The sequence below is a fragment of the Streptomyces sp. T028 genome, assembly GCF_048159505.1.
In the GTDB taxonomy this organism is placed as follows: Bacteria; Actinomycetota; Actinomycetes; order Streptomycetales; family Streptomycetaceae; genus Streptomyces.
The window spans coordinates 27,693-40,982 of sequence record NZ_JBLRVZ010000055.1; the positions used below are offsets into that span (position 1 = coordinate 27,693).

A 13,290-nucleotide genomic window follows, 5' to 3' on the forward strand; every position below is an offset into this window, starting at 1 on the left:
CCCCCCCCCCCCGACCCGGGGGAAGTGCCAGCCCTCAGAAGCTCCCCTTCTTGAACTCGGAATCCGAACCCGTCGTCGTCGCCGTGACGTTGTAGCGGTCCCCGCCCGCGTCGCGGCGGCCCTGGGAGTGGTTGTACTGGAATTTGAAGGTGCAGGTGCCGGGGGCGATGGTGTTGCCGGACTTCAGGGTCACCACGTACGCCAGCCGGCCGCTGTCCGCCGCCGAGGACACCGAGACCTTGTCGCCGAGGTCGGTCCAGACACCGGTGTTGGAGACACCGCCGGTCTGGTCGATGCTGACGACGACCTTGAGGGCGGTGAGCGGCTCGGTGGTCTTCACCGTGACGGTGCTCTGGTCCCAGTAGTCGTTGGTGTCGGATTCGACGCTGCCGTCGGTCCACAGGAAGCCGGTCGTCGACTGCGTGACGGTGTTCTCGGAGGTCGAGCTCTGCTGCTCCTTGCTGCCCGTCGCGCCCGTCGCACCGGTCGTGCCGGTCGTGCCGCCGGTGGCGTCGGACGAGTCGGACGTCGGGTCGGAGCCCGGCGTCGCCGCCGTACCCGCGCCTGCTCCCGACCCGGACCCGGCACCACCGGACACCGGGACGTAGACGACCTCGGGGCCCCCCTTGCTCTTCTCCTTCGCGGTGGCGGAGGGCGCGGCCGACGCCTTCTCGGTGTCGCCGGAGAAGGTCTTCCTCGGGACGTCGTCGGCGGCCGTGGTCACCTTCTCGGAGGAGTCGGAGCTCCAGTCGATGGCGGCGACGGCCGTGGCGGAGCCGGTGATCACCAGGGCCGCGGCCGCGGAGGCGCCGATCGCGTTCCAGACCCGGCGGCCGGGCAGGAAGCCACGGAGCGGGGTACGTGCCTTCCGGGCGAACAGATCGGCGAACTCGCCTTCACTGCGGGCGCCTTCCCGGCCGTTCGGGCGAGCGGGTGTCTGCGGCATGGAGTGGGTCCTCACGAAATCGTCGGGTGGGGAGGGGGCTGGCGAGGAGCAGAGAGTCAGAGGTCAGAGGTCAGAGGGTCTGTGGGATGTCCTCGGGCCTGAGCGTCATCACGTCGCTCTCGGACGCCTCCGGCAGTTCGGCGACGCGGTACGCCTGGCGTTCCGTCATGGCCTGGAACAACTGGCGTGCCGTACGGCCGTTGCCGAAGCCCCGGTCGCGGGGCATGGCGTCGAAGCGCGAGGTGAGTGCCGTGAGGGCGTCCGGCGTCAGTTCGTACTGGTGCTGGGCGGCCTGGTGTTCGACGATGCTGACCAGTTCGGCGCCGCTGTAGTCGTCGAAGAGCAGGGTGCGGTTGAAGCGGGAGGCCAGACCGGGGTTGGAGCGGACGAAGACCTCCATCTCCTTGAGATATCCGGCCACGATCACCACCACGTCGTCGCGGTGGTCCTCCATCAGCTTCAGCAGGGTGGCGATCGCCTCCTGGCCGAAGTCGTTGGTCCCGGCGTACTGGGTGAGGGAGTACGCCTCGTCGATGAACAGCACCCCGCCCCGGGCCTGTTGGAAGACCCGGGTGGTCTTGGGCCCGGTGTGGCCGACGTATTCGCCGACCAGGGCGGAGCGGTCGGCCTCGACCAGATGGCCGCGCTCCAGCAGTCCGACGGCGGCGAGGATACGGCCGTAGAGGCGGGCGACGGTGGTCTTGCCGGTGCCCGGGTTGCCGGTGAAGACGAGGTGGCGGCTGAGCGGGGGCGGGGCCAGGCCCATCTCCTCGCGGCGGCGCACCATCTGCATCAGTTTGACCAGGGATGACACGTCGTTCTTGACGCGCTCCAGGCCGGCGAGGCCCTGGAGTTCGGCAAGCAGGTCCTCCAGGGTGTCCTCGGGTGGTGCCTCGGTCTCGCGGGCGGTGGTCCCGGCTCCACTTGACGTCTCCGGGCTCCCGGCCGCCGACAGTGCTTGTTCTACGCCGGTCGGCAGGGACGGGTTCCTCACATCGCGGGACACACAGTCGTCGAACACCGGGCGGGCGCCCTTCTCCAGCGCCACGTCTTCCTCGGAGTCCCGGACCAGACAGCCGCGCAGTACGGGCGCGCCGCCCGTCGAGACATGCAGGGCCGGGAAGGCCGCGCCGTCGGTGCCCGCACCCGTGAACACGCAGTCCTCGAAGGTGCCGCGGGCCTTCTCGCCGACGAACAGGCTGTTCTTGCCGGTCCGGGCCACCGTCACGGCCCTGACCCGGGGTTCGGCGCGCGGACCCACCACGACGCCGGAGCCGGCCGCGTCCCGGACCGTGCAGCCCTCGACGCTCGGGGTGGCACGTTCGCCGATCACCAGGCCCGCCGTGCCGGTTCCGCTGATCCGGCAGTCCCGCAGCACCGGAGTGGTCTCGGTGCCGCAGGAGATCCCGGCCCGCTCGGCACCGACGACATCGCACTCCTCCAGGACCACGGTCCCGGTCGACTCGGTGGTGATCCCGGCCCGGCCGCGCAGGACGGACAGCCCGCGCATCCGCGCCTCGGCCGCCCCGTCGATCTGCACCCCGGACAGCCCGCAGTCCGAGATCCGGCCGCCCTCCACGGTGAGCCCGGCCCGGTCGGTGGCCCGGATGCCATGCTCGGCGGTGGAGCCGATCCGGCACGCGGTCAGCGTCACCCGGGAGTCGTCACAGGCGTGCACCGCGCTGAACGAACACGCCGTCATGTCACTGGAGTCCACGCGCACCTCGCAGCGGTCGCCCGCCAGCAGGCCGTTCGCCCGGCTGCCCGTCACCGAGGTGCCCTCGGCGGACAGCCGGGCGGTGCCCCGGGCCACCAGACCCGAGCCATGTGCCCCGTCCACCTGGCAGTCCACCAACTCGGCCCGGCCCTCGCCCTCCACACTCACGCCGGGTCCGGAGCCGTCCCGCAGCCGGCAGTTCAGCAACAGCACATCGCCGGTGCCGAGGACGGCGACCCCGTCCCCGCCGGTACGCAGCACCTCGCAGCGGGCGAATACCACCCCGCCCTCGGCGGACGCCCTGTCCGCCGAGGGCACCTCGGGCCGCGCCGAACTGCCCAGCACCCGTACGCCCTCGACGGCCGTCTCCTCCACCCGGCAGTCCAGCGCCGTGACGGCCGCGTCGTCCTCCACCAGCAGCCCACTGCGTCCCGGACCGGAGATCCGGCACTCGCGCAGTACCGCGCGGGCGCCGCCCCGTACCCGGACACCGGACCCGGTGACGCGCCGTACGGTCAGTTCGTCGGCCTCGACGTGGGCCCGGGAGCCGGCGACGACACCGGTCCCTTCGACGTCCTCGACCACGACCCGGGTCAGCCGTGCCGACCCGGTGGTGTTGAGGTGCACGGCCGCCAGTTCGGCCCCCGAGACCCGGCAGTCCGCCAGAGCGAGCGACGCGTCGCCGCCCACCTCGACCCGCCCGCCGGAGACGTCACAGCCGTCCAGCGCCAGGTCCCCGGCGTCCACCAGTACGGCGGGCAGCCCCGGGTCCTGGCCGATCAGGGCGAGGTCCTCGATGCGTACGTCCCGTGCGGCGACCTCCAGCACGGGGCGGCCGGGGGACGCGGCGAGCAGCCGTACGGCGTGGAGCGGGCCGTCCTCCGGCAGCAGCCGCACCGTACGGTCGACGACCAGCTGTTCGACGTACTCGCCGGGGGCGATGTGGATCTCGTCGCCGTCGCGGGCGGCGCGTACGGCGGAGGCGATGCTGCGATGCGCGCCGCGTCCCTTGGTGGCGACCCGGTGCACGGCGGCGGTGGGGGTCACGGGAACTCCAATCCGTCGGTGAGCAGGGCGGCCGGATCGGAGGCCGGTTGCTGCTGTTCTGGTGGTGCCGGGGTGGACGGGGGCGTGGCCGGCGTCGTGGGTGCGGTCGGGAACGACCGGCCGGGGGCGGGCAGGTTGGTGGTGCCGTCCTTCTTGTCCGCCTCGGTGATCCAGAAGTTGATGTACCTGGCCAGGAACGACTCTGTCCAGTTCATCCCCAGCTCGCTGATGCCGCCCTTGTGGAAGAGCCGGCCGGCGGTGGTGAGGTGGAAGGCGTTCCGCGCCAGACCGGTGGTGACACCGCTGAAGGCGAAGGAACCGGCACCCCACAAGCCGGCCAGCAGCGCGTCCGCGCCCTTGACCTCGTTGCCGTTGACACCGAAGACCGCCGCGCTGATGGCGTTGCTGACGAAACCGCTGAGCGCGCTGGTGCCGATGCCCACGGTGTTGGCGTAGGTGGCGGTGCGCCAGCGGGTGGGCTTCTCCTGGGCGGAGAACTCGGTGGCCCAGTCGTCGGTGTTGGTGGCCATGGACTGCTTGGGGTGCCCGCCCCAGTCCCGTGCGCCCATGCTCATCTTGTAGTAGCCCAGCGGGGTCCGGTTGTAGAGGATGTTGAGCCCGCCGCTGAAGGTGCCGCCGACACTGCCGGACAGCAGCGCCTTGTAGACGTCCTCCAGCTTGACCTTGCCGTCGTTGGTGGCGGCGGTGACGGCCAGGCCGGCGGTGAAGTCGGTCACGAAGCCGGTGCTGAACGTGGTCAGTGCGGCACGCAGTTCGCGCTGCCACACGGGCATCTCGGCCGACACCCCGTCCCTCACCCCCTGGAGCACGCCGTGCCAGGGGTCCTGGACCTCCCGCAGCAGACCCATGGCCTCGATGTCCCAGCCGCGGAAGTCCGTCTCGCGGCCGATCAGCTTCCAGCCGACGTCGCCGGGCAGACCGACCCCGTCTCCCATCCGCGGCAGGGCACCGGCCAGGTACTCGGGGATCACGGCCGGGCCGGAGGTGCTCAGGCGGCCGAACGCGTCGGTCTTCCACACCCGCCCGGTGAAGGTGCGCTGCTCGACCAGGTGGCCGTCCTGGAACTCCCGCCACTGGCCCCACTGCTTGTCGACCTCGCGGAACCGTCCGGGGGTGCCGTCCACGGCGACGCGCTCGCGGAACACCTTGCCGACGTCGTACTCCTTCCAGACCTGTGTGTTCACCTCGACCGTCTTCGGCGGCTCGAAGTGCCGGGCCGAGTGCGCGAGCATGTCCTGCAGCGTGGGGGCCTCGGGCAGGGCGGCGGGCGGCTCGGGCTCGATGATCTTGTAGTCGAACTCACGGACCCGGCCGCCCTCGCGCTGCCGGACCACCTGGCCGTCGACGAGGTCCCGCCAGTGGGTGCCGTCCGCGATGTCGTCGTACACGCGGGTGCCGCCGGAGTGGACCGTGCCGTCGGCCGTGGTCTTCGTCCACTTCCAGTCGCCGTTGGCCTGTTTCACCGCGTCCACCCAGGAACTGCCGACGTCGGTGGCGTTGCGCTCCCGGATCGGGTTGCCCAGCCCGTCGAGGTCGACGAACGAGTCGTCCCAGGTCTTCGAGTAGAACGAGCCGCGGTTCTGCTTGCGGACGCCCTCGGCCACGGCGGTGGTCGGGTCCTCGGGGGAGTACGCCCGCCAGGTCCAACTGGTCCGGTACGGACTGCCGGACGACTCGACGATCCGGCCGTCGATCAGGTCCCGGCGGCCGGTGATGTGCATCAGGGAGTTCCGGTCGACCCAGGTGCCCGCGTTGTCGTTGACGGTGAGGTCCCGGGTGGAGGGCGCCTCGAACAGGTACTCGCGGGTGCCACCCCCGACCTCGCTGCGCAGCCGTACCCGTTCCACGCCCAGGTCGTCGGTGAAGAGGTCCCGCCACCGCCCGTAGCCGTCGACGTGCCGGGTGCCGGTGGTGCCGCTCGTCGTGTCCCGCCAGGACAGCTCGTACGAGCCGCCCTTGCGGTACTCCGGGAGGGCCGCCCACTGCTTGGGGTCGTCCAGACTGCGGCCGACCTCGACGACGTTGCCGTTGTCCAGCTTGCGGGTCTCGCGCACGACACGGCCGTACTGGTCGATGTCGACCCAGTGGGCGCCGGTCGGGTTGAGCCGGACGCCGGTGACCTCGGTGCCGTCGGCGGCGGTCTGGGTCCAGTGGCTGACGCGGTGCAGGGAGTCACCGGCGAACAGGTCGCGGAAGAAGCCGTCGAAGGGGCTGCGGCCCGCGGCGCTCTTCCAGAGGAAGGCGGGCGGCCGCATGTCGGCGTACCGCTTGACGAGCAGGCTGCCGCCGTCCGCCAGCGTCTCCAGGCTCTCCAACTGAACGTTGGCGCCGCCGAAGCCGGTGTACGTGTCCGGGGCGATCCGGCCTCCGGCGGGTGCGTGACCGGGCACCACCGAGTGCTCCACATACATCCGGGACCCGTGCTCACCGCTGAACGGCCAGGTCCTGCCCCGGCGTTGGGCCACGGTGTCGATGCCCGTGGCCGGGTCGGCGAAGGTGTCCCGGAAGCCGACGTGGTCCCAGCTCCAGTGCCGGGTCCCGGACAGCGACTCGGCGCCCGCCTTGTCGAAGCGCTGCCACGTCCAGTGGCCGTCCGCCTCCTTCTCGGCGCGGACCAGACCGCCGTCGATGCCCTTGGTGTACGTCCTGACGTCGCCGGAGTTGTCGATCAGACGGCGCCAGGAGCCGCCGTCCGGCACGTCGTGGAAGGTGCGCATGTCCGCGTCGCCGATCCGCCGGCCGTGCCGGAAGGTGTCGCCGGCGCTGTCGAACTCGGTCCAGCGGGCGCGTCCGAAGCGGTTGCGGTCGAGGTGGAGGACGTTGCCGTTCTTGAAGACCTCGCGCTCGAACAGGGTCACCTTGCCCGGGCCTGTGCCGGTCAGCTTGAACTGTCCGGTGCCGGACCTCTCCACGGTGGCGGTGTCGAAGCGGCCGCTGAACGGGGTGCCGTCGGCGTCGGTGCGTACGGCTTCGCCGGCCACGTGGTCGATGTTCCAGTACTCGCCGGTGGGCTTGCCGCCCGTGCCACGGATCGCGACCGTCTCCTCCACCGGCTTGCCCGCCGGGTCGAACACCGTCCGCTCCAGCGGCTGCGCGCCCTTGCCGGTCGGGACCAGGGCGATCCGGCCGTCGTCGAGCATCTCCGTGCGGAACCCGGGCAGTTGGTGACCCGCCGAGTCCAACGCCTGGGGAGCGCCGACCACTTCGAAGCGCAGTACGCCCCGGTCGCCGGGGAGGTCGACGTCCCGGAAGGCGTGCACGCCCTCGGGGCCGTAGTGCCAGCGTGTGGTGCCGGCCTCGTCGGTGAGGGTGAGACCGCCGCGCACTTCGGTGCTCGGGGCGACCGTGAAGAGGTCGTCGGCGGGGCGGGCGCCGACGAAGTCGACCGCGGTGGGCGTCCACGGGCCGCCGTCCGCCGAGCGGCCGGTCACGCCCAGCTTCAGTCCGTCCAGGTCGGCCGGGCCGCCGCGCAGGAACACCTCCTGGTGGACGAGCCCGCGGTTCGCGTCGAAGCCGAGGGTCACGTCCGACGGGTTGTGGTGCACGGTGAAGTGGCTGCCGCCGGGGCCGCTGCCGCGGGGTGTCGGCCTTACCGTGAAGTCGCCGACGACCCGGCCGCCGCCGCCGTGGAGCGCCGACTGCAGGTGATCGTCGAGGCGCATCTCCCGAGGCAGGTCGAGGTACTGGCCGAGGGTGGTGACGGCCTGCTGCCGTAGCGCCAGACGGGTCTGTCCGGTCAGGTTCCGCAGCTGGTCGTCGATGAGCTCCGGGCCCAGACCGAGCCGGTTCAGCGACTCGGTGGCGCCGTCGGCGAGCCGATGGACACCGGGCACGTCCAGCGACTGGACGACGTGGGAGTCGGGCTCCAGGAAGTCCATGGCCCGTCCGACGTCCGACAGGTCGGCCGGCGCGCCCTCGGGCAGGGTACGGAAGCCCGACGCCTCGTCGAGCGTACGGTCGAAGACCCGCGCAAGGTCGATGCCGTCCAGTACGCCGTCCAGGACTCCGTCCTCGGGGACCGAGTCGAGCGGGAAGCGTTCGCCCACGTCACGGCCGAAGTCGCCGAGTTCGTCGAGGCGGACCGGTGGCGTGCCGGGGGCCGCGCCCTCGGTGAAGCGCAGCAGTCCCGAGCCGTCCCGGTCCGGCAGGTCGCGGAAGGCGAGACGGCCGGTGTGGTCGAAGTGGAAGCGGGAGCCGGTGACGGTGTCGGTGAGGGTGAAGCCGCTGGGCAGGCGTGCGGCGAGCGGGCCGCTCGTCGGGGTGAACCGGACGGAGCCGGTGGCGCCGGAGGGGACCAGCAGATCGACCGTGGCCCGCCCTGTTCCGTCCGCCATGGGATCGATCGTCACGCTGAGCCGCAGACCCTCCGGCAGCCCGTCGACCGTGAGAACGGACTCCCGCCCGAGGAAGGTGCCGTCCGGCCCGAACGTGAACCGGGTCGTGCCGGTCGGATCGATGACGGCGAACCTGCCGCTGCCGTCGAGCAGTTCGACCGTGAAGTCCGAGGCGCGCACGGGTCCCGTCCCGCCGGGGGTGCGGTCGGTCAGTTCGAGTCGGTACGAGCCCTGCGGTGCGTCGTCGGTCGCCGGGAGTCGTGACACCCGTAGGTCGAAGTCCGCCAGGTCGTCCACACCGGACAGCGGCACCTGGAACGGCTCGTCCGCGCCCTGGGGCCCACCGTCCAGCTGCCTGACGTTGTCGAGGCGTGCCCGGAGGGCGTCCAGTTCGGTGTCCGACAGGTCGCCGAGTTCACCGAGTTCACCGAGTTCCGAGAGTGCGTCGGTGCGCGGCGGCGAGTCGGTGGCCAGGAGGCGGTTCAGATCGTCGGCCGATACCGGCTGGGTCAGGTTGTTCCAGAGGTCGTCGACGAGTGCTCGTTCCGCCGGGCCGAGATGGTCCAGCCCTGGGAGCGCGTCGGTGCGCGGTGCGTCCGGGCCGGTGAGAGGGCTGAGGTCGTCGAGGCGGCTCACGTCGTCGAGGCGGTTCAGGTCGTCGAGGGGACCGCGGACGCCGCCCGCCTCGTCGAGCGTGCGCTCGAAGATCCGTGCCACATCGCCCAGGTCGCCGGGGAAGTCGCCGAGATCGCCCAGTTCGTCGAGGCGGACCGGCGGGGTGCCGGGTGCGGCGTCCTGGGTGAAGCGAAGGAAGCCGGAGCCGTCCGGGGCGAGTATGTCCCGTGTGGCCAGGCGGCCGCCCGCGTCGAAGTGGAAGCGGGAGCCGGTGGCCGTGTCGGTGACCGTGAAGCCGTTCGGCAGCCGTCCGGCGAGGCCGCCGTCCAGCGGGCCCAGCCGGAAGGAACCGGTGAGGTTCGACGGCCCGGTCAGTTCGAGGACCCTGGTCGTGGTCCCGCCCGTTCCGGGGGTGATCGTCACCTTGACGCCCAGACCGGCGGGGCCGTCGAGGCCGGGCAGGGTGAGCGGCAGTTCCTGCCCGCGCAGTGTGCCGCCGGGTTCGAACCGCCACACCGTGGTGAGCCCGTCCGTGTCCGGCACGGGCACCCGCACGGTCAGCTCGCTCAGCGCACCGGCGGCGTCCCTGACCGGCGTGATCGTCGCGCCCTGGACGGTCAGCCCGTCCGGGCCGACCACCCTCGGCAGCTGGTTCAGGGCCTCGTCGCTGAAGCGCAGCGCCAAGTCGGTGCCGGCCAGCGGAAATTCCAGCCGCCCGAACGCGTCGAAATGCCAGCGTGCCCCGCCCTGCGACCCCGTGATGCTCAGCCCGCCGCCCTCGCGGAGGGTGACGTTCACGTTCTCCAGCCGCACCGGACCGCCGGGTGCACCGAAGTCCACCACGTCGATCCGGAACGACGCGGGCGCGAGATCGGTCGCCGGGAACTCCGTCACCTGGAGCCGCAGATTCGTCAACTCGGGGGCGCCGGACAGCCGCATCCCGTCGAACCGGGACAGATCGACGGGAGTCGGGGCGCCGTCGCCCACGTTCGCCGTGAACCGGGTGTCGAAACCGGCGGGCCCCGGCGTCAGATCCGTACGGGGCGGATCGGGCAGCGAGAGCCGGTTGAGCGAGCCCACTTCCCCGAGGTCACCGACGCGGCCGAGGTCGCCCAGGTCACCGAGACGGCTGAGGTCGCCGACATCGCCCAGGTCACCGAGCCGGCCGACATCGCCGAGGTCACCCGACGCGCCGATACGCCCCAGATCACCAAGGTCACCGAGGGTCGAGGGCGGGCTCACCGTCGTGTCCGGCGTCGCCGACCCGGAGACGTCCAGCCGTACCGACGGCGTCCCGTCGGCCGGGAGGTCCACGAACCGGCCGCCCCGGTCGAACACGAACCGCGCCCCGGTCGCCCTGTCGGTCACCGAGAAGCCGCCCGGCAGCCGCTGCGCGAGATCCCCGTCCAGCCGTACGACATCGAAGGCACCGTCGCCCAGCCCCGGCACGGCCAGCCGGAAGGTCGCCGACTGTGTGCCGCCCGGCAGCTGGGTGAACGTCGTGGTCAGCCGGGACCCGGTCAGCCGGCCGGTCGGGGTGCCGGACAGGGTCAGCTGCTCGGAGAGCCGCGTACCGTCCAGCTCGAACCGGGCCATCCAGGCGCCGTCGAGTGACTGCACCCGCGCACCGGTGACCACGCCCAGCGCGCCCCTGACCGGCTCGATGGTCGCACCGCCGGGCAACGCCACCCCGTCCTGGCCGACGACCCGGGGCAGCGATCCCGGCCCGGGGTCGGCGTCGAAACGTACGAAGGAGTCGCCGCCCGGAATGCGGATGTCGGTGAACTGCCGGACCTCACCGGCGTCGAACACCAGCCGGATGTCCCCGGCCTGGTCGGTGAAAGTGAACCCGCCGTTCTGAAGCGGGGTCCGCTGCCACTCCGTCCGGAAGCCGGTCACCCCGGCGAAGTCGGCCGGGTCCACCACCACGGTGTCGGTCCGCGGCACGGGCGCGTCGAAGCGGTCGAAGCGGAAGTCGTCGGAGAGATGGCCGAGATCGTCGACCTGACTGCCCATGTCGTCGAAGCCCCTGGTCCCGCCCAGGTCCAGCTGGTGCAGCCGCAACTGGTCGTCCAGCAGCCGCAGTTCGCCGGTGGGCAGGCCGGCCGCCGGGCTGTCCACGCGGGTCATCATCACGGTGACGTCCCGGCGGACCGTGTCCAGGTTCATCCCCAGCCGGGCGAACGCGATCCGGGCCTGGTTGAGGTCGATCTCGGCGGCGCTCAGATCCAGCTCGGCCTGGGCGCGGCTCAGCGGCGGTACGTCGGTCAGCCGGTCGAGCTCGCCGAGCTTGCGCCCGGCGGTGTCCAGCTGGAACTGGGCGGACTGGGTGCGCAGCCACGTCTGGAAGCGCTGTGTGCCGAGCTTGCCGGTGGCGCCGCCGGTGACGATGTCCCGCAGGGTCAGCGCGGTGAGGGGCTTGGCGGCCGGCGGGGTGGCGACGTCCGTGCGGACCGGGCCCAGGCCGAGCAGTTCGCGTGCGGTGCGGGAGCCGTCGCCGGTGTCGGGGAGCAGCCGGGTGAGGTCGGCCGGCTCGATGCCCGGGCCGTCCAGGCCGTCCGTGCCGTTCGCCCTGTTCAGGGTCGGGACCTTGGGGTCGGCCGGGCCGAGGGCCTCGATCCTCACCCCGTCCTTCAACTGCACCCGGACATCGACCGGATCGGTCTTGCCGATGCGCATGACCACCCCGTCCGGGGTGATCCTCACCAGGTCGATCTCACCGTCCATGACCTGCCGCACCTGGGTCTCGGACAGCCCGCCGAGCCTGCCGTCCAGGCTCAGGTCGGCGAGGCCGTCGAGGGGCCGGAGCAGACCGGTCGAGGTGCGCTCCATGCCGGTCAGGGTGTCGAGGTCGCGCAGCTCGTCGAGCGCGGTGGGCGGCGGCAAGAGGTCGTCGCCGACCCGGCCGTTCATGGGGTCGAGGAGGCGGAGGCGTTCGTTCACGGGGGTGAGGAGGCCGAGGCGCTGTCCGCCGGGGACCGTGCCGACCGGCAGGCCCACGGCGTCGAGGTTGTCCAGGGTGCTGAGCCGTCCGCCCATGTCGTCGAGGCGGCCCGGCATGCGTACGGGACTCCTGCTGGACAGCCGGCTGAAGTCCGGTGCGCGGGTCGTGGTCGTCGGTGTCAGCGAGACGTCCGCCAGCTCGTCGAGGGTGTCGCTGAACTCCGGGGTGCCGGGGACGGCGAGCTTGTCGGCGCCGGTGCCGTCGAACGGGCGCAGTGTGCCGCCCCGGTCGAGGTTCCTTCCCGGCACGTCCATGAGGTCCCCGGCCAGGGAGCCCGTCCTGGTGAGGACGCCGGAGCCCTTCGAGGTGAAGCTCGTCCCCCGGCTGATGAACCCCATACGGGCCGCGCCCCGGTAACCGAACTGTGCGATCTCCGAGTACCGCATCGGCAGCAGCGCCGAGGTGGTGAGCCGGCCCAGGCTCATGATCGTGAAGACGCCTATCTTCGTGGCCGTGTTGCCGGTGATGAACGCGGTGGACTGGTAGAAGTCGCGGCTCAGCGCGGACCAGCCCTGCCGGAACGAACTGCGGGCGAAGCGGCCCATGAACCTCAGGGTCGATCCCACCATCGCGGGCGCCTTCGACAGCACCCGGGGCAGCGCCATGAAGCCACCGCCGGCCCGGCCGGCCAGCCCTCCGCCGAACCTGACCAGTCCCTGCCCGGCCAGGGACAGCAGCCGGCCGGGGGACGACATCAGCATCCTGCCGCCCCGGAACAGCAGCCGCCCGCTCGCGGAGAGGGCGCCGCTGAGGGCCTTCGTGCCCGATGAGGCCATGCGGGCCAGGCCACCGATGGTGGTGAGGCCCTTCGTCGACGGGAACAGGATGCCCAGGAAGGCGAGGCCCAGGCTGAGGGCGTTGCCGTTGCCCATGGCGTAGTCGACGAGGGCCTTGGCGAAGAGGACCGCGCCGAGCCCGAAGGCGACCAGGCCCAGCGGGCCGCCGATGACGGCCGCGACGAGGGTGATGACCAGGGCGACGATCTCCAGGACCTTGAAGAACGTTGACACGAACCGCTTCCAGAAGCTCTTCTTCGGCTTCTTCACGGGCCTCGACACCAGCCGGGACGCCTCGTGCAGGGCGTCCTCCAGGATCTTCGCCTCGGCCTGGACGGCGTCCATCTCCGCGTCCACCTCGTTGCGGGCGCGCGTCATCTCCGGATCGTTCTCGGGCAGCGGCTCACCGCCGACCCGCTCCAGCGCGGCGACGGTGTCCGCGGCGTTCTCGGCGCGGTCCTGGGAGTCGCCGAGGGCACGGGCGTAGCGGGCGGTGGCGCCCGCGGCCATGTCGAACGAGCGGTTGATGTTCGCCATGAACGTCTTCAGCTCGTCCTTCACGTACGTCCGCAGCGCGTCCGCCGTGCGTCCCTCGAAGCCGCCGTCCTCGGCCTTGGTCAGCAGGGTGTCGAGACCGCCGCTGACCCGTCCGGCCAGATCGGCGAGGTCGCGCAGTTCCTTGGTGATGTTCTCGACGACGCCCGGATTCCCCGACACCGGATTGCCGGTGAATCCGACTCTGCTCCATTCGTCGGAGGTGGCCAACGAATCCTCCACGCGGTCCGGGACTTGGGGTGTCGAAAGCAGACGTACCGGAGCGGCTTGAGAGT

At 71.8% G+C, this 13,290-nt stretch carries 3 protein-coding genes; all 3 read right to left on the bottom strand.

The window, feature by feature from the left end:
• Positions 1 to 34 precede the first annotated feature (34 nt).
• Positions 35 to 946: a hypothetical protein gene (locus ACLZN2_RS42240; protein WP_416985071.1), complete on the bottom strand. Its 912-nt coding sequence runs from the start codon at positions 944 to 946 to the stop codon at positions 35 to 37.
• Between the two features lie 70 nt (positions 947 to 1,016).
• The gene (locus tag ACLZN2_RS42245) at positions 1,017 to 3,710 is read right to left on the bottom strand and encodes a right-handed parallel beta-helix repeat-containing protein (RefSeq protein WP_416985072.1); all 2,694 of its coding nucleotides are present in this window, start codon (positions 3,708 to 3,710) and stop codon (positions 1,017 to 1,019) included.
• A complete protein-coding gene (locus tag ACLZN2_RS42250; protein WP_416985073.1) occupies positions 3,707 to 13,225 on the bottom strand; it encodes a hypothetical protein in 9,519 nt (3,172 codons plus the stop codon). The genes ACLZN2_RS42245 and ACLZN2_RS42250 overlap by 4 nt, the downstream gene beginning before the upstream one ends.
• Positions 13,226 to 13,290: the final 65 nt, after the last annotated feature.